This is a genomic window from Halolamina pelagica, from assembly GCF_001307315.1.
Classification (GTDB): Archaea; Halobacteriota; Halobacteria; order Halobacteriales; family Haloferacaceae; genus Halolamina; species Halolamina pelagica_B.
In genome coordinates, this window is the sequence record NZ_LGUC01000001.1 from 2493067 (window position 1) to 2512233 (window position 19167).

21 protein-coding genes and 2 pseudogenes are annotated in these 19167 nt (G+C 69.7%); 7 read left to right on the forward strand and 16 right to left on the reverse strand.

What is annotated here, in order from left to right; translation table 11 throughout:
* Positions 1-23: 23 nt before the first annotated feature.
* From SY89_RS19690 to SY89_RS19120, 3 genes are read right to left on the reverse strand one after another with little or no spacing between them, the layout of a single operon-like run.
* Complete coding sequence (locus SY89_RS19690; RefSeq protein ID WP_080506746.1) at positions 24-77, reverse strand: hypothetical protein; 54 nt, start codon at positions 75-77, stop codon at positions 24-26.
* Positions 62-892: an Hvo_1808 family surface protein gene (locus SY89_RS19115; protein ID WP_054584540.1), complete on the reverse strand. Its 831-nt coding sequence runs from the start codon at positions 890-892 to the stop codon at positions 62-64. Before SY89_RS19115 ends, SY89_RS19690 begins: the two co-directional genes overlap by 16 nt.
* On the reverse strand, positions 874-1686 hold the full coding sequence (locus tag SY89_RS19120; RefSeq protein ID WP_054584541.1) for an Hvo_1808 family surface protein: 813 nt from the start codon (positions 1684-1686) through the stop codon (positions 874-876). Before SY89_RS19120 ends, SY89_RS19115 begins: the two co-directional genes overlap by 19 nt.
* Positions 1687-1774: 88 nt before the next feature.
* Between SY89_RS19120 and SY89_RS13005 the strand changes: the two genes are divergently transcribed.
* Positions 1775-2344 (forward strand): cysteine hydrolase family protein, encoded by a 570-nt coding sequence (locus tag SY89_RS13005; protein ID WP_054584542.1) that lies wholly within the window; start codon positions 1775-1777, stop codon positions 2342-2344.
* On the opposite strand, the gene SY89_RS13010 is transcribed toward SY89_RS13005, so the two are convergent.
* Together SY89_RS13010 and SY89_RS13015 are read right to left on the reverse strand one after the other, a co-directional pair.
* Complete coding sequence (locus SY89_RS13010) at positions 2341-2832, reverse strand: PaaI family thioesterase (RefSeq protein WP_189319167.1); 492 nt, start codon at positions 2830-2832, stop codon at positions 2341-2343. The genes SY89_RS13005 and SY89_RS13010 overlap by 4 nt on opposite strands.
* Before the next feature lie 42 nt (positions 2833-2874).
* Positions 2875-3795 (reverse strand): hypothetical protein, encoded by a 921-nt coding sequence (locus SY89_RS13015; protein ID WP_054584543.1) that lies wholly within the window; start codon positions 3793-3795, stop codon positions 2875-2877.
* Between the two features lie 53 nt (positions 3796-3848).
* On the opposite strand from SY89_RS13015, the pseudogene SY89_RS13020 reads away from it, so the two are divergent.
* The 3 genes and pseudogenes from SY89_RS13020 (at position 3849) to SY89_RS17375 (ending at position 6187) form a co-directional block, all read left to right on the forward strand.
* Positions 3849-4582, forward strand: a pseudogene (locus tag SY89_RS13020) (lipoate--protein ligase family protein).
* Positions 4583-4606: 24 nt separating this feature from the next.
* Positions 4607-5907: pseudogene (locus SY89_RS13025) on the forward strand (dihydroorotase).
* Between the two features lie 121 nt (positions 5908-6028).
* Positions 6029-6187, forward strand: a complete 159-nt coding sequence (locus SY89_RS17375) for a DUF7563 family protein (RefSeq protein ID WP_166623270.1) — start codon at positions 6029-6031, stop codon at positions 6185-6187.
* 78 nt (positions 6188-6265) lie between these two features.
* On the opposite strand, the gene SY89_RS13030 is transcribed toward SY89_RS17375, so the two are convergent.
* From SY89_RS13030 to SY89_RS13065, 8 genes are all read right to left on the reverse strand, one after another.
* Positions 6266-8149: an FAD-binding protein gene (locus SY89_RS13030; protein ID WP_054584544.1), complete on the reverse strand. Its 1884-nt coding sequence runs from the start codon at positions 8147-8149 to the stop codon at positions 6266-6268.
* A 1-nt stretch (position 8150) separates the two neighbouring features.
* Positions 8151-9053 (reverse strand): succinate dehydrogenase/fumarate reductase iron-sulfur subunit, encoded by a 903-nt coding sequence (locus SY89_RS13035; RefSeq protein WP_054584545.1) that lies wholly within the window; start codon positions 9051-9053, stop codon positions 8151-8153.
* Between the two features lie 2 nt (positions 9054-9055).
* Positions 9056-9424, reverse strand: coding sequence for a succinate dehydrogenase/fumarate reductase transmembrane subunit (locus tag SY89_RS13040; protein ID WP_054584546.1), 369 nt, complete (start codon positions 9422-9424; stop codon positions 9056-9058).
* Between the two features lies 1 nt (position 9425).
* Entirely contained in the window at positions 9426-9818 is a 393-nt protein-coding gene (gene sdhC, locus SY89_RS13045) for a succinate dehydrogenase, cytochrome b556 subunit (protein WP_054584547.1), read from the reverse strand.
* Positions 9819-9956: 138 nt separating this feature from the next.
* Positions 9957-10592 (reverse strand): DNA-3-methyladenine glycosylase family protein, encoded by a 636-nt coding sequence (locus SY89_RS13050; protein ID WP_080506747.1) that lies wholly within the window; start codon positions 10590-10592, stop codon positions 9957-9959.
* 2 nt (positions 10593-10594) lie between these two features.
* On the reverse strand, positions 10595-11347 hold the full coding sequence (locus tag SY89_RS13055; protein ID WP_054584548.1) for an MBL fold metallo-hydrolase: 753 nt from the start codon (positions 11345-11347) through the stop codon (positions 10595-10597).
* A 38-nt stretch (positions 11348-11385) separates the two neighbouring features.
* Positions 11386-13041: a sensor histidine kinase gene (locus SY89_RS13060; RefSeq protein ID WP_189319168.1), complete on the reverse strand. Its 1656-nt coding sequence runs from the start codon at positions 13039-13041 to the stop codon at positions 11386-11388.
* An 84-nt stretch (positions 13042-13125) separates the two neighbouring features.
* A complete protein-coding gene (locus tag SY89_RS13065; protein WP_054584550.1) occupies positions 13126-14013 on the reverse strand; it encodes a complex I NDUFA9 subunit family protein in 888 nt (295 codons plus the stop codon).
* 95 nt (positions 14014-14108) lie between these two features.
* Between SY89_RS13065 and tmk the strand changes: the two genes are divergently transcribed.
* Entirely contained in the window at positions 14109-14702 is a 594-nt protein-coding gene (tmk, locus tag SY89_RS13070; RefSeq protein ID WP_054584551.1) for a dTMP kinase, read from the forward strand.
* 60 nt (positions 14703-14762) lie between these two features.
* On the opposite strand, the gene SY89_RS13075 is transcribed toward tmk, so the two are convergent.
* A complete protein-coding gene (locus SY89_RS13075; protein ID WP_054584552.1) occupies positions 14763-15083 on the reverse strand; it encodes a hypothetical protein in 321 nt (106 codons plus the stop codon).
* 137 nt (positions 15084-15220) lie between these two features.
* Positions 15221-15745: a DUF5813 family protein gene (locus SY89_RS13080; protein WP_054584553.1), complete on the reverse strand. Its 525-nt coding sequence runs from the start codon at positions 15743-15745 to the stop codon at positions 15221-15223.
* Between the two features lie 141 nt (positions 15746-15886).
* Between SY89_RS13080 and SY89_RS13085 the strand changes: the two genes are divergently transcribed.
* Complete coding sequence (locus SY89_RS13085) at positions 15887-17107, forward strand: carboxylate--amine ligase (RefSeq protein WP_054584554.1); 1221 nt, start codon at positions 15887-15889, stop codon at positions 17105-17107.
* A gap of 149 nt (positions 17108-17256) precedes the next feature.
* Entirely contained in the window at positions 17257-18612 is a 1356-nt protein-coding gene (locus SY89_RS13090; RefSeq protein WP_054584555.1) for an LLM class flavin-dependent oxidoreductase, read from the forward strand.
* Between the two features lie 214 nt (positions 18613-18826).
* On the opposite strand, the gene SY89_RS13095 is transcribed toward SY89_RS13090, so the two are convergent.
* On the reverse strand, positions 18827-19015 hold the full coding sequence (locus SY89_RS13095) for a hypothetical protein (RefSeq protein ID WP_054584556.1): 189 nt from the start codon (positions 19013-19015) through the stop codon (positions 18827-18829).
* Between the last annotated feature and the right edge of the window lie 152 nt (positions 19016-19167).

Below are 19167 nucleotides of genomic sequence, written 5' to 3' on the forward strand. Positions count from 1 at the left end.
ATGCACCGCCGAAGCGAAAAGCGTTACCGGCGACCGGCCAGCAGCGCCGCGCCCAGCACCGCTACCAGCGCGGCCACGACCGAGAACCCGGGGGCCTCGGCGCTCGTCGCGGACGCCGCCGGCGTCTCCTCACCCGGCGTCGCCGTCCCTCGTCCGGTGCCGGCGTCGCGGTCGGCTCGGGCGTCGACGCGTCCGTATCGACCGACTCGCGCACCGCGGAGAGCGAGTCGACCGACGGCGCGTTGACCACGGTCACCGTGTCGCCCTCGACAGTCAGGTGGAACGCGTCGGCGAACTCGCCGTCGGCGACGCGGTAGGTGTCCTCGCCGACCTGTTCGGCGCCCCAGAACGTCAGCAGCGACTCGTAGGCGCCGCGGAACTCCGTCGCCTCGTCGGGGCTGTCCCAGACGAGCCGCCAGACGTAGCCAGTCTCGCCGTCGGCGCTCCGGTAGACGTGGAGTCGGTCACCGTCCCAGCCCGCGGCCGCGTCGAAGCCGTAGTTCAGGGGATCGAAGCGGCTGATCTCCCCCGAGTCGGTGTAGTTGAGCCAGGTGCGGGGGCCGACCACGTCGGACGCGTAGCTCCGAACGCTCCCCTCCTCCGCGTACAGCGGGTAGGCGAACATCGCGGCGACGCCGGACTGGCCGATCTCGGCGTAGTCGCGGCGGCGCTCGGGGCGGACGCGCTCCCAGTTGTCGGCGTGCTCGTCGGCGAGTTCCACCTCGGTCGGCGGGTCGGTGCCGTAGCGTTCGGGGTGGATCACCTGCTCGGCGCTCTCGGGCGGGGCGTCGTACAGGTCGTTGACCGCCGCCCAGCCGCCCTCGCGTTTCTGCTCGGCGACGAGCGCCGGCCCGTCGCTGTAGGGCTGGTAGTTCAGGAAGTAGACGCCCATGTTCGGCGGCGACGCGCCGCTCCCCCGCCGCCGTCCGGCCGGAGGCAGGTTCCGTTCCAGGCGCCACCCTCACCACAGCGCTCTTCGTAGCGGTACTGGACGAAGTTGGCGTCGCCCTCGATCAGCCCGCTGTTGGCGTTGGCGCCGTCGCGGGTCTGACTGGTGAAGTTCGCCAGATCGAACTCTTGGTCCTGCATCGCGTGGACGAGCTCGTGACCGAGGGTGAACTCGTCCACCTGGAGGCTGCTCTCGTTGTCGGTGACGAGCACGATGGCGTCCTCGCTGGGGCTGTAGTAGCCCGCGATCGAGGCGCCGCGGTTGGCCTGCTGTGTCTCGAGGGAGTCGGTCTCCTCGCCGATCAGGAACAGCGCTTCGAACTTCACGTTGTCGAACGTCCGGAACGACTCGCTGTAGGAGGCGTTGCCGGAGCTGTTCGCGAACTCCGAGCGCGGGACGATCTCGACGGGCACGTCCATGTCGAACTCGACGCCCCGGATCAGCTCGACGCGGGCTTTCGCTCGCGCGATCGTGGCGTTGAGTTCCTCCTGCGTGAGCCCGTCGCTCTGGTCGACGGCGATGCTCTCGTTGTGCCAGTAGCCGTCCTCCCAGCCCAGCCGGTCGGTTTCGGGATCCGGCGGGGCGCTCTCGTTCTCCGCCTCGACCTGTGTCGTGGCGTCGACGCTACCCGACGCTACGGCTGCGTCGGCAGTGGCGGCAGGCCCGGCTGCCGCGACGGGAGCGAGACCGGCGAGGACGACGACTGCGACGGCGAGGACCGCGGAGACTCGTCGCATAGCCACACATGGGGCTGACCACGCAAAAATACCTCGGCGAGAGCACGCTCCCACGGAAGCTAAGACGCGGACGGCCCAACGGGTCGTCATGTTCGATCCCGACAGTACCGCGGTCGTCGTCGTCGACATGCAGAACGGGTTCTGTCACCCCGAGGGGAGCCTGTTCGCGCCCGACAGCGAGGCAGCGATCGAGCCCGTGACCGACCTCGTCGCCCGCGCCCGCGACGCCGGCGCGAGCGTCGTCTACACGAAGGACACCCACCCCGAGGAGCAGTTCGAGGGTAACCACTACTACGACGAGTTCGAGCGCTGGGGCGAACACGTCGTCGAGGGGACGTGGGACGCCGAACTCCACGACGACCTCGACGTGCGCGACGAGGATTACGTCGTCGAGAAGCACACCTACGACGCGTTCTACGAGACCGGGCTCGAAGGGTACCTCGACAGCCACGGCATCGACGACCTGCTGATCTGCGGGACGCTCGCGAACGTCTGCGTGCTCCACACTGCCGGCAGCGCGGGGCTGCGGGACTACAAACCGGTGCTCGTCGAGGACGCGCTTGGCTACATCGAGGCCGAGCACAAGGAGTACGCGGTCGACCACGCCGACTGGCTGTTCGGCGAGGTGACCGAACTGTCCGAGGTCGCGTTCGACTAGCTACCGGAACAGCCGGTAGGAGGGCTGACCCGTCGCCACGAGCCGTTCCTCCCCTCGTCGACGCCCCAATCGCGGTCGTCGTCGCCGTGCTCCGGCACGGTGCTGGTCACGTCGACACGGCTGACGCCGATGGTGGTGCCGGCCCGGATCACGTCCGCACAGGCGTGCAGGTCGCCGGTTGCGCGCCGGAGGTAGTTCACGTTCAGGCTCACCGTCGCCACGTCGGTCGCCAGCGGGTCCTCGGCCGCGAGCCGGAGCGCCAGCCCGCCCGCCGTATCCACGAGCGTCGCCGCGACGCCGCCGTGGATCGTCGGCTTCGAGGCGGGGTTGGTGAGCTTCTCGTCGAACGGGATCGTGAGCTCGATCCGGCCGGGCTCGACGGCGGCGACTTCGGTGCCGAGCCACGAGAGGTAGCCGTGATCCTCCTCGATCGCGTAGCGAATGAAGTCGGCGGCGCCGTCCGGCAGCGGCGGCAGATCGTCGGCCATACCGGCCTTCCGCGGGCCCGGGTGAAGTAGCCGGCGGGAGCGTTACCCGAGCCGGATCGACGACGCCGCGGGCGAAACGGTCACCGTCACGGCGTCGCCGACGGCGAACTCGTGGCCCTCGTGGAACACCAGCTTCGCGCCGAACGTCTCGCGGGAGGCGAACAGCGACAGCCCCGTCGCGCGCTCGCCGTTCACGTCGATCGCCAGCTCGCCCCACGCCACGTCGGCGCCGGTGCCCGTCCGGGGCGATGCGGTGCCGACCTCGGTGCCGAGCAGCGAGACCGACCCCGCCGTCGCGGCGCCGGCGGCCCCGGCGGTCGCGTACGCCCCACCGCCCGTGTAGTGGGCCAGCCCGCCGTCCAGCGGCGTCCCGTCGTCGGCCGCGATCGCCGCCCACGAGCCCGGGTCCGGGTGGGCCGGCGCGTCGAGCCGGACGTACGTCTCGCCGGTCTCGACGACCGTGCCGGTGCCGTCCCACGGCGTCCCGGTGATCCCGACTTGGGGCTCGACGGGGAGCGATCCCGACGCCCGATACGGGTTCGCGTCGGCAGGCCGGAACCCCAGGTGGAGGTGGTCGTCGACCCAGCGCCCGAAAAAGCCCGAGCGCACCGAGGCGCCCAGCGAGTCGCCCGCGTCGACCCAGTCGCCGGCGTCGACGCCCGGATCGACGTGGAGGACTCTGGCGAGCAGGGCCGCGCCGCGGCCGTCGGCCCAGTCGTCGGCCACGTCGACGACGATCAGGTGGTCCTCGTCGACGGCGTAGGAGCGATCCGGGCAGGCGACGGTGCGCGTGTCGATCACCTCGCCCGGAACGGGTGCGGGGGCCGTACCGTCGTCGGGGTAGAGATCCACCGCAGCGCCGCGGTCGTGGGCGGGGTAGGGGGAGTTGTAGCAGGAGAACCGCGCGTAGCGATCGAGGAGGGATGGGGGAAGCGGGACAGGGGAGCGCTCGGCCGCGGGCATGCTCGGCGAGTGGCGACGGCCACGCTTAGGTACGTCGGACCCCGACTGCGCCCATGCGCGTGATCCGCGGGCGAGCGTCCACGCCCGAGGGGGACCGGGAACGGACGCGGGAGCTGCTGGACTCGGTCGCCGACACCGGAACGCCGGTCGTCCGGGCGTGGACCCCCACCGCCATCTCGCCTTCGGGCGCCGGGACGCGAACGAGTCGGGGTACGGCGACGCCCGGCGCGCGGCCGAGAAACGGGGGTTCCCGCCGGTCGAGCGCTCGGTCGGGGGCCGGGCGGTCGCCTACACCGGCACGACCGTCGCGTTCGCCGCGCTCGAACCGACCGAGGACAGTCGCTCGGGGATCACCGAGCGCTACGAATCGGGCGTCGACACCGTCGTCGAGGCGTTCGCGTCGCTCGGCGTCGACGCCGAACCGGGCGAGCCGCCCGACTCGTTCTGTCCCGGCGACTACTCGGTGCAGGCGCCGTGTTCGACCGACGGCGGGGGTCGCCGTCCCGGCAAAATCGCCGGGATCGCCCAGCGAGTGACCGCCGGCGCGGCGATGGTTTCCGGCGTGGTCGTCGTCGCCGACCGCGAGGAGATCCGTGACGTGCTCGACCCGATCTACGACGCGCTCGACGTGCCGTTCGACCCTGACTCGGTCGGGAGCGTCGCGGCCGCGGGCGGGCCGAGCGAACCCGAGCGCGTGGCTCGCGCGCTCGAGGACGCGCTCGTCGACGGCCGCGAGCGGTCGGTCGAACGGCTCCGCGAGGCGACGGACACCAGTCGGGAGGCTTAGGGGAGCGCCCCACACACTGGGCGTATGCTCATCACCGGCGCCGAACTCCCGGACGGCCGGGTTCGGGACGTTCGCACCGACGAGGGCCGCATCGCCGAGATCGCCGAGTCGCTTCACGCCCTGCCCGGCGAGGAGACCGTCGACGCGACGGGGCTGACGCTGCTACCCGGCGCGATCGACGTGCACGTCCACTTCCGCCAGCCCGGTCACGGCCACAAGGAGACGTGGGCCACCGGCTCGCGCTCGGCGGCCGCCGGCGGCGTCACGACCGTCGTCGACCAACCCAACACCACGCCGCCGACGGTCGACGGCAAAGCGTTCGACGAGAAGGCGGAGTTCGCGGCCAACGCCGCGGTCAACTACGGCATCAACGGCGGCGTCAACGACGAGTGGGACCCCGACTCCCTCCTCTCCCGGCCGGTGTTCGCCCTCGGCGAGGTGTTCCTGGCCGACTCGACCGGCGACATGGGGATCGACGAGGAACTGTTCACGGACGCCCTCGCCGCGGCCGCCGACGCCGGGATCACCGTCACCGTCCACGCCGAGGACGCCGATCGGTTCGACGAGTCGGCCCGCGACGGCGACGCCGGCGGCACGGGTCGGGACGCCAACGCGGATCTGTGGAGCCAGTACCGTACCGCCGAGGGCGAGATCGCGGCCGTCGAGGCCGCCTGCGAGGCGGCGACGGACGCCGGCGTCGACATCCACGTCGCCCACACCTCGACGCCGGAGGCCGCCGAACACGCAGCCGAGGCGGGGATGACCACCGAGGTCACGCCGCATCACCTGCTGCTCTCGCGGGAGGATCTGGACGACCTGGGCACGTTCGGGCGGATGAACCCGCCGCTGCGGAGCGAAAAGCGCCGCGAGGCGCTCTACGAGCTCGTCGTCGACGGCACCGTCGACGTGATCGCGACCGACCACGCCCCACACACCGTCGCCGAGAAGGAGACCGGCCTCTGGGACGCCCCTCGGGCGTGCCGGGCGTCGAGACGATGCTCCCGTTGCTGCTGGGGGAGGTCCGAACCGGCGACCTGTCGCTCGAACGCGTCGTCGAACTCGTCGCCGCGAACCCGGCCGAGCGGTTCGGTCTCGACCGGAAGGGCCGGATCGCCGAGGGGTACGACGCCGACCTGACGCTCGTCGACCTCGACGACGCCGAACCGATCCGGGCCGACGCGCTCCACACGAAATGTGACTGGACGCCGTTCGAGGGCCGCGAGGCGGTGTTCCCCGAGCTCACGGTCGTCGACGGCGGCCTCGTGTACGACGGCCGCGCGGGCGACCGGTTCACCGCTGGGTTGGGGCGCAACGTCCGCGAGTAAGCAACGAGGGGCGGGCCGGCTCCGCGGGGCCGGCTCGCGACGCCTGACGGCGCCATCGTGGCCCCGGCTGAGAGGGTCACGCAAGGCAAGCTTTACATGCATTATCATATAAATAGGAACGATGCCCGAATGCCAAAACTGTAATTCGTTCGTCACGCGACGGTACGTCCGGGTGTTCACACCCGAGGGGCAGGAGACGCCGCGAGTCTGTCCCTCCTGTGAGGACAAGATTCGGGACGGGAGCGACGTACGCGCCGCGCGCTCGACGCGAGGAAACTGACAGCTGACGGCAACGGGGCCTAGAACTAGTTCGGTCGCGGGGGTTCCCCGCGACGGATCGTCTCAGAACGCGTAGCGCTCAGTAGCTCCGCTCTTTCGGCTCGTAGCTCTTGTCTTCGCCCTCCAGCACGGCCGGCTTGTACCAGAGGCCGGGACTGCCGTCGTTCCAGGAGAGCATCGTGTGCTTGAGCCACTCGTCGTCCTTGCGCTCCTGGTGCTCCTTGCGCCAGTGGGCGCCGCGGAACTCGTCGCGGGCCAGCGCGCCGACGGTGATCGCCTCGGCCACGTCGAGCAGGTTCCGCGTCTCGATCGTGTGGATCAGGTCGGTGTTGTACGTGCGCGAGGGGTCCTCAACCGTGACGTGCTGGTAGTCCTGGCGAGCCTCGCGGATGTCCTCGAGGGCCGCTTTCAGCGCGTCTTCCTCGCGGAACACGTTCACGTTCTCGGTCATCGTCTCCTGCAGTTCCGAGCGGACCTCGGCGTGGTTGATGCCCTCCTCCTTCTCCAGGAGGTAGTGCACGCGGGTGCGCTCGGCCTGCACGGCTTCCTCGACGACGCCGGCGTCGCCGGCGGATTCGGCGGCCGCGCCGCCGTCGGCAGCATCGGTCGGCGGCGACGATCGGCCGCCGTCGGCGAGCGCCCCCTTCTCCGCGGAGGGGAGGCCGGCCTCGCCCAGCGGGACGGGCGAGACGTTCTCGCCCTCCTCGCTGTCCTCGTCCCAGCCGGTGGTGATCTCCGCCTCCTCGTCCACGTCGCCGGCGGCGTGCCGGCCGGCGCGGGCGCCGAAGACGGCGAGTTCGGGCAGCGCGTTGCCGCCCAGCCGGTTGGCGCCGTGGACCGACGCGCAGGCACACTCGCCGACGGCGTAGAGGCCGCCGACGCAGGTCGCGCCCCACTCGTCGGTCTCGATCCCGCCCATCGCGTAGTGCTGGCCGGGCTTGACCGGCATCGGCTCCTCGAGGCCGTCGACGCCCTCGAAGTCCTCCGCGAGGTGGAGGATGTTCTCCAGGCGGTCGAGGATGCGGTCCTCGCCGAGGTGGCGCATGTCGAGGTGGACGTACTCGTCCTCGATCCCGCGGCCGTTGTTGACCTCGTTGAGTTCGGCGCGGGAGACCACGTCACGGGAGGCCAGCTCGCCGTCGTTGTTGGCGTAGCCGTGTTCGAACATGAACCGCTCGCCCTCGCTGTTGTAGAGGATCCCGCCCTCGCCGCGGACCCCCTCGGAGATGAGCACCCCCGTCGACGGCAGCGTCGTCGGGTGGAACTGGATCATCTCCATGTCCTCGATGGGGACGCCGGCGCGGTAGGCCATCGCGACGCCGTCGCCGGTGTTGGCGATGGCGTTGGTGGTGTGATCGTACACCTGCCCGAGCCCGCCGGTCGCGAGGATCACGCCGTCGCGGGCGCGGAACCCCTCGATCTCGCCGCGCTTGATGTCGTAGGCGACGACGCCGTGACAGTCACGCTCCTCGGGTTCGTCCTCGTCGGAGACCGCGAGGCGGGTGACGTACCACTCGTCGTACACCTCGATCCCCCGCTTGACCACCTGCTCGTACATCGTGTGGAGCATGTGGTGGCCGGTCTCGGCGCCGGCGTACGTCGTCCGCGGGAACGAGAGGCCGCCGAACGGCCGCTGGGAGACCTGCCCGTCCTCGTCGCGGGAGAACGCCATCCCCCAGTTCTCCAGCTGGATCGTCTCTTTCGGACTCTCACGGGTCAGCGCCTCCACTGCGGGGGCGTCGCCGAGGTAGTCCGAGCCCTTCATCGTGTCGTAGGCGTGGTCGTGCCAGTCGTCGCCCTCACGAAGCGCCGCGTTGATGCCACCCTCCGCCGCGCCGGTGTGAGACCGAACGGGGTGGAGCTTGGTCACCATCGCAACGTCCGCGCCGGCCTCCTGTGCGGCGATCGCCGCACGCAGGCCCGCGCCGCCGGCACCGACCACGATGACGTCGTACTCTCTCATGTTACCAGAACTTCAGGTTGGATTTGACTGCCTCCCGCTTGAGCTCCTGAATGTGCTCGGTCAGCGGGATGTCCTTCGGGCAGACGTTGGTACACGAGAACTGGGTCTGGCAGCGCCAGACGCCGTTCTCCTGTTCGATCAGCTCCATGCGGTGCTCCTTCATGTTCTCGCCCTCCCGCTCGTCCATCGCGAAGCGGTAGGCCTTGTTGATCGCCGCGGGGCCGAGGTAGGCGTTGTCGTCGGCGGCGATGTTGCAGGAGGACATGCAGGCGCCACACCAGATACACCGGGTTGACATCTTGATCTCCTCCCGGTTCTCGGGCGTCTGGAACTGCTCTTCCAGTTCGCCGTCGGGCGTCTCGTCGGTCTGGAAGTACGGCTCGACCGCCTCCATCTGGTCGTAGAAGTGCTCCATGTCCACGACGAGGTCTTTCACCACGTCCTGATGGGGCAGCGGCTCGACCCGGACCACGTCGCTGTCCAGATCGGCGACCTGCGTCTGACAGCCGAGGCGCTGGCGCCCGTTGATGAACAGGGCGTCGGAGCCACAGACGGCCTGCCGACAGGAGTGGCGGAACGTGAGCGAGGAGTCGTACGTGTCTCGCGCCTCGATCAGCGCGTCGAGCACGGTCATCCCCTTCGTGAAGGGGATCTGGAACGTGTCGAAGCGCGGCTCGGTCTTCCCCTCGACCTCGGGGTCGTAGCGGAACACCTTCAGCGTGATCGCGTCGTCGCCGAGGTCCGGTTCCGCCTCGGCCGCCTCGCGGTCACGCTCGGCGGCGCGGGCGGCCTTCTCGTCACGGCGGCGCTGGCCGGGGCTCCGGGGCTCCGGTTCGGGCTCCGCCTCCGGCGTCGATTCTGTTTCGTCGTCGGTTTGTTCGGGTGGTTCGGTTTGCGTGCTCATTGTTAGAACAGGTTGGTCCAGACGAGCGCGGTTCGCAGCCCCTGGACGACCATGATCAGGCTGGCGACGACCAGCACCGCCGTCACGGCGGTCTGCTTCCAGCCGTCGATGCCGTCCCGGTGGACGATCGCGTTGTGGACGCCGTTGACGCCGTGGAACGTCGCCGCCAGCAGGAACAGCACCATCAGCGAGAAGTACGTCCACGTGCTCATCCGGGCGGACGTACCGGCGAACGTCACGTCGGCGGCGTGGTTCACGAAGTGCAGGAGGAAGAAGTGGAACGCGAGCACGACGACCAGGAACGCCGCCGTGACGCGCTGGAGTAGCCACTTCGTTCCCGAGCGGTCGAACGAGGAGTAGTGTTCGGCCATCTCAGAACACCCCCGAGACGAACGTCGGGACGCTGGCGATCGTGATCGCACCCGTGATCACCAGCGACGCGTAGAAGCTCTCCTCCTGTGCCTCAAGCCCCTTACCGAGGTCGATGAACAGCAGGCGGACCCCGTTGAGGATGTGGAACACAGCCACCGCGAGCAGCCCGACCTCGAGCAGGCGCACGATGGCGAGGCTCTCTAGCCCGACGATAGTGTTGTTGTACGCCGCCTCGCCGGTGATTGCCGTCGAGAGCACGGCGATGTGTGTGAAGAGGTAACCGATGAGGACCCAGCCGGTGAACTTGTGGAACAGCCACGCCCACATGCCGGCGGTGAAGGAGCGCCACCGCCCGAAGTCCTCGACGGTTCCCCGATCGTACGACTGACTCATGTAACAGGTTCACTCGGGTCGCAGGGGGTATAGAAGTTACCGTATCGGTTACGCCATCGGCCCGGGAGAATGCGTGGCCGTAGCCGCCGATGAATCGGGTGGCTCGCGGGCGTCGGGGGAGAAACCGCTGGCTAGCTGCTACTCCCCGACGACGCCGACGCGCTCCTCCTCGACCTGCCAGAGGTACAGTGCCGCGTAGCTCCGGACCGGCGCCCAGCGCTCGGCGAACGCGGTCATCTCCCCGCGAGTCATCTCGGGGTCCTCGCCGTGGTGGTCGACCAGCGTCTTCAGCCCTTCCCGGACGCCGAGGTCGCCGACGGGGAACACGTCCGGGCGACCCAGCACGAACAGCAGGAACATGTCCGCCGTCCACGGGCCGACGCCGGTGATGGCCGTCAGGGTGTCCCGGACCTCAGCCTCCGCCATCGAAGCGAACGACTCGCGGGTCCAGCCGTGCTCGTGGAACGCGTCCGCGATCTCGTTGACGTACCGCGTCTTCTGCCGGGAGAGGCCCACTTCCCGCAACAGGTCGTCGTCGGCCCCCCGGATCCCCGCGGGCGTCACCGCGACCGCGTCGAACAGTCGCTCCCGGGTCGCCGCCGCCGACGCCACCGACACCTGCTGGCGGAGGATGGAGACGACGAGCCGCTCGAAGGCGTTCTCCGCGGGGTCGAGTGAGACCGGGCCGGACTCGGCGGCGATCGGGCCGAGGTACGCGTCCTCCCGGAGCCGCTGATGAGCCTCCTCGGCGTCGATTTCGCGCGGTTCGGTCACGCTCACACCTCGAACCGCAGCCCGTCCTCCGCGACCGATACGTCGCCGTCGAAGCCGGCGCGCTCGATGCTCTCGATCATCTCGTCGTGTTTCCCCTCGGTGTGGGGGTAGAGGTGGGTGAGCAGCAGGCGGTCGATGTCGGTCCCGGCGAGCGCCTCGCCCAACTGCGTCGGCGTCGGGTGGTTGTCCACGTCGACCTCGTCGGGGAACGAGCAGTCGTGGAGCAGCGTGTCCGAGCCGTCGGCGAAGCGGGCGATCGACGCGCTCGCCTCGCCGTCGGCGCCGAAAGTGAAGTCGTCACCCCCGTCGTCGCCCGCGAACCGGTACGCCAGACAGTCCATCGAGTGGACCGTCTCGTGGGTCGAGATCTCGAAGCCGGCGGCCTCGAACTCGGTGCCGGCGCCGACCTCCCGGATCGAGAGGTCCACCCGGCCGTCGAGGTAGTCGTGCACCGAGAGGAGGTCGTCGACCAGCGCCTTCGTCCCCGTCGGCCCGACGACTTCGAGGTGGGTCTCGCCGGCGAGCCAGCGCGCCTTCAGCAGCGCGAGGAGATCGTTGACGTGGTCGAGATGGTGGTGGGTCAGCAGCACCGTCGAGACGCCCTCGTAGCCGACATCGGTGGTCGAGAGGCGGTGGAGGACGCCCGCGCCGCAGTCGACGAGCAGCGCGCGGTCGTCGCGTTCGAGCAGCAGGCCGGTCTGGACGCGGTCGGGCAGCGGCATGGCGCTCCCCGTGCCCAGTAGCGTGACGCGCATACCCGGAGGTGAGCGGCCTGCGGGGAAAGGCTGTGTGGTCAGCCCTGGTCGGCGGAGGGGAACTCGATCTGGATCGTCGTCCCGTCGGCGTCGCTCGAGACGATCGTGAGTTCGCCGCCGGCCGCGCGGGCGCTCCAGGAGGCGAGCCAGAGGCCGAGTCCCCGGCTGTGTTTGAGCGGCGTCTCCGTCTCGCGGCGGAGCACCTCCCGCTCCTCCTCGGGGAGTCCCGGGCCGTCGTCGGCGACGCGGAGACACGTCCGGTCGCCGTCCCGTTCCGTGGCCACCCGCACCCACGGCTCGTCGGACTCGTTGTGCTCGATAGCGTTCTCGAGCAGGTTCGTCAGTGCGGTCTCGAGGGCGGACTCGTCGGCGACGGCCGCGCGGGCCCGTGTGGTCTCACACTCGAGGGTCACCGGGTCCCCGGTGTCGAACCCTGTGGCCACCGGCTCGACGACCGTGGCCAGGTCGGTCGGCGCCGCCTCGCTGACCGAGGAGGGCTCCATCCGAGTCATCTCCCGCACTTTCTCGCTGGTCGCGACCACGTCCTCGACTTTCGACCGGATCTGGGCCGCGGTTGCCTGGGGCTCCTCGGCCTCGCCGGCTTCGATCTGCCCGGCGAGCCCGTGGACGACGTTCATGTCGTTACGGAGGTTGTGCCGGAGCACTCGGTTGGCGACTTCCAGGCGCTGTTCGTACGCGTGGCGATCGGTCACGTCCCGGAGCACCAGCGAGTGACCGCTGAGCTGGCCCTCGGCGTCCAGAAGCGGCGAGACCTGCACCTCGTACGTCCGGCGGATGTCCTCGGTCTCGCTCTCGATCGTCGTCCCCGAGAGTCGCTCCAGCGGGGTGTCGGGGAACACCGTCGAGACGTGGCTGCCGGCCGCCGGCGCCGGCGTGAGCACGCGGCGAGCGCGCTCGTCGGCGTCGACGACCATCCCCTCGGCGTCGAGCACGACCAGACCGTTGCCCACCACGTCGAGCGCCGCCTCCCGGGCGATCGGCGTGCGATCGAGCAGGTCGAACCGGAACAGCGAGACGGTGATGAACACCGCAGTGACGCCGAACGTGAACGGTGTCAGATCCAGCCCCGGCACCGGGCTCGCACGGAGCGTGAACGCGACCTGGGCCGCGGTCGGCGGCACCACCGCGGCGAGCAGGGTGGCCGCTTGCCGCCGGTAGAGGGCGGAGGAGTGAGCGGCGGTCCGGAGCACGAGATAGCTACCGAAGGCGACGATGGCGTAGGCGTAGGCGATGTGGGCGTAGTAGCCGATCGCGAACGTCGGTGCGAACACCCGGACGGGGGCGGCGACCAACTGGAGGTCGGTCCAGATCAGCCGGTGGCTCGGGTTCGTGAGCACGAACGCCGCGAAGACGATCGGCTCTGACACCATCGTCCAGCGAGCCGGGCGGGTGAGCCACCCGTCCTTCCCGGCGTAGCGCAGCGTGAACAGCAGCCACGCCGTCGGGACGAACCCCGCGACGGCGAGGCTCAGCTGCCACCACGGGAGCTGGGCGGCCCGGGTGTCGAACCCGAGCTGGACACCGTAGCTGAACGCCCACGTGCAGATGACGACGACGAGCGCGATGAAGCCGCAGACGTAGCGCTCGCTCCGTGATCGCCGGACGGCGACCGCGACAAGTGCCGAGAGCAGGCTGATGCCGAACAGGGCCAGCGACAGGTACCCGGGGACCACGGCATCGTACGACTGTGGTGTCACGATGGCGTCGTAAAAAACGATGGGGCAACTCATCCCCTTCACGGGGAGCCGGACGCGGGGTCAGTCGAGGTCGAGGAACGACGACAGCGTCGTCAGTTCGCCCTCGTCGACGCCGAAGGCGGTCACGTCGTTGTCGTCGACGGTGTTGTCCATCTCCAGGGAGCGGTACTGGTCGGCGCCGAACGGGAACCCGGGGACGTAGTCCAGCACGGAGAGGCCGATCTTCGCCATCGGCATCGGGACCGGGAGCACGTTCACCCCGCGGCCGTCGGCACGGTGGCCCAGCCGCGCCACCTCGGCCATCGTGAGCTTCTCCGGGCCGCCGATGTCGTACGTCCCGCCGATGTGCTCGTCGTCCAGCAGGGCGTCGGCCATTATCGGCACCAGATCGCCGACGTGGATCGGCTGGAAGCGCGTCTTCCCGCTGCCGGGCAGCGGGGTGACGTAGGGGGGCGCGAGCAGTTTCGTGAACTTCACGAACTCGCCGCCGTCGCCGAACACCACCGAGGGGCGGGTGATCGTCCAGTCGAGGCCGGAGTCACGCACGACTTCCTCGGCCTGGCCCTTCGCCCGGATGTAGTTGGTCGGTCCGTCCGGGTCGGCGCCGAGCGCGCTCTGCTGGAGGAACCGATCCGCGCCGGTCTCCTCCGCGGCCGCGACGAGATAGCGCGTCCCCTCGAGGTGGACCGAGAAGTGCTGCTCCTCGCCACCCCTCGGGCTGAACAGCGGCGAGAGCGCGACGAGGTTGACGACGGCGTCGTGGCCGTCGACGACCGGCTCGATCGAGTCGTAGTCGGTCACGTCGCCCGTCTCGTGGGAGACTCCCTCCGGGAGGGGCTCCTCGGGTGGGCTGCGGGACATCGCGGTCACGTCGTGGCCGCGGTCGGCGAGCTCCGCACAGAGCGGTCGGCCGATGAAGCCGTCTCCGCCGGCGACGAGTACCTTCATACGTCATCGCTTGACGCGCAGCCAACTTAAAGCCGGGCGCCAGCGGCACCCCGCGAACCGACGCGCCTTAATCCCGGGCCGAACACCCTCCGGCCATGCTCATCACGCTGGAGGGGCTGGACGGCAGCGGCAAGACGACCGTCTGGGAGGCCCTCCACGACTCCCACCCCGAGGCGACGTACACTCGGGAGCCCACCGAGTCGTGGTACGGCGACGCCGTGAACCGCGCCATCGACGACGACGCCGACCCGCTGGCGACGCTGTTCCTGTTCACCGCCGACCACGCGGACCACCTCTCGCGCACGATCCGGCCCGCACTCGAGAACGACGAGCTGGTGATCTCGGATCGCTACTCCGACTCGCGGTACGCCTACCAGGCCGCCGCGCTCTCGGGGAGCGACCTGACGCGGCCGATGGAGTACATCCGCGGCATCCACTCGGCGTTCACTCGCGAGCCGGACAAGACGATCTACATCGACGTGGACCCGGAGACGGCGGCGGCCCGGAGCGGCTCGACCAACCAGTTCGAGGACGCCGCCTTCCTCGCGCAGGTGGAGTCGAACTACGAGCGGCTGATCGACGCCGAGCCCGAGCGCTTCGTGCGCGTCGACGGCACGCAGTCGCCCGAAGCGGTGATCGATTCGGTCGAGGACATCGTCGACCGACTGACGAGCGAACACGGTGAGTGAGCGGCCGTAGCCGCCGGGTCACGGGTGCGGCGCTCACGCCACGCCGGGCCCTGCGTCGCGCTACTCCCAGCTCTCGGGGAGATCGACGCGCTCCGGCGGCGGGATGTAGAGCACGTCGATCAGCGCGCCCATCCCCACCGGAACCGCGACCAGGAGAGTGAGCACGATCGCGGGACTCCCCAGCTCCGGCCCGAGGCTGAGCAGCCCCGAGAACAGGTACGTCGACGCCAGCAACACGAGGGGGATGCCGGTGACGGTGAACACGGCGGCGCCCCCGCGCGTGTCGAGCGCAATGCGGAAGTACCGCGTCAGCACTGCCGCGGCCAGCGTGTGCGCCGCGAGGACGACGAGCAGGAACGCGACCGAAAGCACCGAGACCATTATCCCCCACTCGGCGCCGCGTGACCTTTTCGTTGTCGCTGTCGAGTGAGCGAGGGGCGGGGCATACTGTTCGAGTCCGTCGGCTGGCCGTCGCCGACTCCTACTGCTCGATCCCGTCGGCTGCCCGTCGCCGACTCTTACTGCTCGATCCCGTCGCTCCCACCAGCCCGCCGCGCCTCGGCGAGGATCCCCGCAACCGGATCGGTGTACTCGTAGCCGGGGATCACGCCCTGGACGTACGTTCCCTCGACGAAGTCGATCAGTGCGGCGGCGTCGTTCACGCCGCGACGCGGGTCGATATCCACAAACGAGACGGTGACCGCCGCAGTCCGCGTTCCCTCGTGGACGGTCTCCGTCACCGCGGGGTCCGGCACGTCGTCGCCGGCCAGGACGCCGCCGCCGACGTTGCCGACCCGCCGCTCGAACGTCTCGTACCACCCCTCCTCGACGACGGGCGCCACGTCGTCCGCCGTCACCTCGTCGAGCATCGGTGCGCGCACGGTCACGTCGAACTCGATCCGGCCGCCGTCGGCGGGCGCCGCGTCGACGACGCCCTCGAACGGCGTCGCGGTCGATTCGAACCGGTCCGCGGCGTCGTCGACGGCCGCGAACGCGTCGTGGCTGCGGAACGCTCGCCGGGCTCTGTCGGGGAGATCGCTCATACCCGTTCCAGGCGGTTGCGCCGAATAAGCGCGTTCCTTCCGGTGGAGTGCACTCGCTTCGACGGACGAGAGCGGCCGGGATACGGTCGCTCGCGTGCCGCTTCGACGGGGCTTTTCCCCGGCCGACTCCGTAGAGCGGGTATGGCCGAGCAGTTCCTCGACACCGACGCGCTCGTCGCCGCCGTCGACGACGCCGAGTTCGACCGCACGCCCGCCGTCGTCGCGAACGCACACATCACGGGCCTGAGCGTCGCTCGCGCGCTCGACGCCCACGGGGTGCCAGTCATCGCGATCGACCAGGTCGGCGACGGTCTCGCCTACCCCTCCGACGCCGTCGAGTTCGCCGGCGAAGTGCGCTACCCGCTCGACGATCCGCAGGGGTTCGCGGAGGATCTTGCCGCTATCGCCGACGCCGCCGGCGAGGTCGTCGCCTTCGGCTGCATGGACGAGTGGGTCCACGGGTTCGCCGACGCCGGCGTCGAGAACGTACGCCTGCCGTGGGAAAACCACGTCAGCGTGCTCGACAAGAGCCGGCTCTACAAGCGCGCCGAAGAGCTCGGCGTCCCCTACCCGGAGACGTACTTCCCGAGTGAGACCGACCCCGACGCCGCCGCCGCGGAGCTCGGGTTCCCGCTGGTCGTCAAACCCGCCCGTAAGCGCGAGGGCGAGGAGGCGATCGGCAGCAACGTCGTCGAGGTCGCGACGACCGAGGAACTCCACGACGTGCTCGACGCCGCCGCCGCGGCGGGCGTCGAGGTGATGCTTCAGGAGAAGGTGGACATCGCGACCGGGAAGGACCGCTCGCTGGCGTCGTACGTCCCCACCGAGGGCGAGCCGCTCGCCGTGGTCGGGAACGCCGCCGTGCGCTTCCCGCTCGAGTTCGGCACCTCCTGTCTGGTCGAGACCGTCGACGCCCCGGAGATCGAGGCACGCGCGCTCTCGGTGATCGAGGACGCCGGCTATCACGGCATCAGCGAGGCGGAGTTCGTCTACGACGCCGACCGCGAGGAGTACGTGCTGCTGGACATCAACACCCGGCCCTGGAAGTGGATCTCGCTGCCGGTGTCGGTCGGCGCGAACCTGCCGTACGCCGCCTACGCCGACGAGGTCGGCGAGGAGTTCGATCCGGGGACGATCGACGACGGGCGCTGGGTGTATCTGCGGGACTACCTGACGCTGCTTTCGACCGCGGAGGCGTTCTGGGACGTGCTCGACACCGAGGACTGGATGGCGCTCGTCTCGGGCGCGTTCGAGACCGACGGCGACCTGACGACCGGCGTCTATCGCCCGAGCGATCCGGCGCCGACGGCGCAGCTGCTCGATACCGAGTTCACCGATCGCGAGTACTACTGCTCCTGTTGAGGCGGCCGATCGCGTTCGGCCGAGGGCGTCGTCGCCGCCCCGATCGACAACCAACCCCGATCGTTACCGCACAGGTCTGTCCACGATACCCCATCGTTTCGCCGGCATCCGGTGGTTCCTAACCCGTCGACCCGGAAGTTACACACAACATGACCGACCGTCTTCACCTCAATCTCTTCACGATGAACGCCGTCGAGCACGTCTCGCCGGGGACGTGGCGCCGGGACGGCGACCGCTCGGGCGAGTACACCGACCGGGCGTACTGGACCGACGTGGCCCGCACCGCCGAACGCGGCAACTTCGACGCCGTGTTCTTCGCCGACGTGCGCGGCATCTACGACGTGTACGGCGGCGACCGCGAGACGGCGATCGAGAAAGCCGTCCAGACGCCGTCGAACGACCCGGCGCTGGTCGTGCCCGCGATGGCGGAAGTGACCGACGACCTCGGGTTCGCGATCACCAGGTCCACCACCTACAACCACCCCTACCAGCTCGCCCGGGAGTTCTCCACGCTCGATCACCTCACCGACGGCCGCGTGGCGTTCAACGTCGTCACCTCCTACCTGGAGTCGGCTGCCGCCAACCTCGGCCTCGACGAACGCATGGCGAAGGAGACCCGCTACGAGCGCGCCGCGGAGTTCCTCGAGGTGTGCTACGCGCTCTGGGAGGAGTCGTGGGAGGACGACGCCGTGCTGCGGGACGCCGACGCCGGGCGCTACACCGATCCCGAGAAGGTCCACCGTATCGACCACGAGGGCGAGTTCTTCGACGTGCCCGGCCCGCACGGCTCCGAGCCGTCGCCCCAGCGCACGCCCGTGATCTACCAAGCCGGCTCCTCGGAGTACGGGCGCGACTTCGCGGCCGCCAACGCGGAGGCGGTGTTCTGCTCGCAACCCACCGAGGAGGGGGTCGTGGAGTACATGACGGATGTCCAGGAGCGGGCCACCGACGCCGGCCGCGACGCCGACTCGATCGCCTTCTTCATCGGGGTCGTCCCCATCGTCGCGCCGACGGAGAAAGAGGCCGAGGCGAAGTACGAGGCGCTGCGGGAGTCCGTCGACGTGGAGTCCACGCTGGCACTGCTCTCGGGCTTTCTCGACATGGATCTCTCCGAACTCGATCCGGATCAGAAGGTCGAGCACATCGAGACCCAGGCGATCCAGGGTACGATGAACGCGTTCACGCAGTCCGATCCCGACCGCGAGTGGACCGTGCGCGAAGTCGCGGAGTTCTCTGGCCTCGGCTCCACCTCGCCCATCGTCGTCGGCACGCCCGAACAGGTCGCCGACGAACTCGCCTACTGGCACGAGGATGTCGGCGTCGACGGCTTCAACGTGAAGGAGGCGGTCCGTACCGGGAGTCTCGACGACTTCGTCGACCTGGTCGTGCCGGAGCTCCAGGAGCGGGGGCTGTTCCGGACGGCGTACGAGGGCGACACCCTGCGCGAACGGCTCGCCGGCGAAGGTCAGCGACGCCTCCCCGAGCATCACCCGGCTCGGCAGTGAGAGCCGGAAAGCGCCGCCCCGTTAGGCCGTGGGGAAGCGGCCAGCGTTCCGGTAGCGAATAGGTTTAAGTTGTTCCACCCACTTGGTTCAGGTGACGCTTCGCTTTGGAGGGCCGAAGCGTCAGCGGGGACCAACCGGGCTTCCGCCGCCGCGCTTTTTCGCGGCGGCGGAGCCCGTTTTCGCTACAGTACAACTCGAGCAGCCCGGGCGCCGTTCAGTCGCTCGTTGGTGGGTTGAGCGCGACGCCGTCGACGACGGCGAGGCTCGCCAGCACCGAGCCCGCGCCGGCACCGACGCTGATCGATAGCGGCGTGAGAACTGCCGCGAGAACCCCGGCGAGCAGCGCAAACGGGATGAACAGCAGCTGGAGGTCCGGACGCGAGAGTCCGGCGACCGAGAGCATTGTAATTACATGTAATTAGAGCCGGCTTGAAAGCGTTTGTGCCTGGTGGCGTCGATGAAGGGGCAAGCCGTCGATGCCAACTGGGTTCATGCGCTTCCGGCGGTCGCACTGGAGCCACGTGACATCCTCCTCGCCGTGAACGGCGAGGCTTC

Coding starts and splice junctions, on each gene's coding strand:
- SY89_RS19115 (WP_054584540.1), bottom strand. CDS start 892: ATGGGCGTCTACTTCCTGAACTACCAGCCCTACAGCGACGGGCCGGCG.
- SY89_RS19120 (WP_054584541.1), bottom strand. CDS start 1,686: ATGCGACGAGTCTCCGCGGTCCTCGCCGTCGCAGTCGTCGTCCTCGCC.
- SY89_RS13005 (WP_054584542.1), top strand. CDS start 1,775: ATGTTCGATCCCGACAGTACCGCGGTCGTCGTCGTCGACATGCAGAAC.
- SY89_RS13010 (WP_189319167.1), bottom strand. CDS start 2,832: ATGGCCGACGATCTGCCGCCGCTGCCGGACGGCGCCGCCGACTTCATT.
- SY89_RS13015 (WP_054584543.1), bottom strand. CDS start 3,795: ATGCCCGCGGCCGAGCGCTCCCCTGTCCCGCTTCCCCCATCCCTCCTC.
- SY89_RS17375 (WP_166623270.1), top strand. CDS start 6,029: ATGCCCGAATGCCAAAACTGTAATTCGTTCGTCACGCGACGGTACGTC.
- SY89_RS13030 (WP_054584544.1), bottom strand. CDS start 8,149: ATGAGAGAGTACGACGTCATCGTGGTCGGTGCCGGCGGCGCGGGCCTG.
- SY89_RS13035 (WP_054584545.1), bottom strand. CDS start 9,053: ATGAGCACGCAAACCGAACCACCCGAACAAACCGACGACGAAACAGAA.
- SY89_RS13040 (WP_054584546.1), bottom strand. CDS start 9,424: ATGGCCGAACACTACTCCTCGTTCGACCGCTCGGGAACGAAGTGGCTA.
- sdhC (WP_054584547.1), bottom strand. CDS start 9,818: ATGAGTCAGTCGTACGATCGGGGAACCGTCGAGGACTTCGGGCGGTGG.
- SY89_RS13055 (WP_054584548.1), bottom strand. CDS start 11,347: ATGCGCGTCACGCTACTGGGCACGGGGAGCGCCATGCCGCTGCCCGAC.
- SY89_RS13065 (WP_054584550.1), bottom strand. CDS start 14,013: ATGAAGGTACTCGTCGCCGGCGGAGACGGCTTCATCGGCCGACCGCTC.
- tmk (WP_054584551.1), top strand. CDS start 14,109: ATGCTCATCACGCTGGAGGGGCTGGACGGCAGCGGCAAGACGACCGTC.
- SY89_RS13075 (WP_054584552.1), bottom strand. CDS start 15,083: ATGGTCTCGGTGCTTTCGGTCGCGTTCCTGCTCGTCGTCCTCGCGGCG.
- SY89_RS13080 (WP_054584553.1), bottom strand. CDS start 15,745: ATGAGCGATCTCCCCGACAGAGCCCGGCGAGCGTTCCGCAGCCACGAC.
- SY89_RS13085 (WP_054584554.1), top strand. CDS start 15,887: ATGGCCGAGCAGTTCCTCGACACCGACGCGCTCGTCGCCGCCGTCGAC.
- SY89_RS13090 (WP_054584555.1), top strand. CDS start 17,257: ATGACCGACCGTCTTCACCTCAATCTCTTCACGATGAACGCCGTCGAG.
- SY89_RS13095 (WP_054584556.1), bottom strand. CDS start 19,015: ATGCTCTCGGTCGCCGGACTCTCGCGTCCGGACCTCCAGCTGCTGTTC.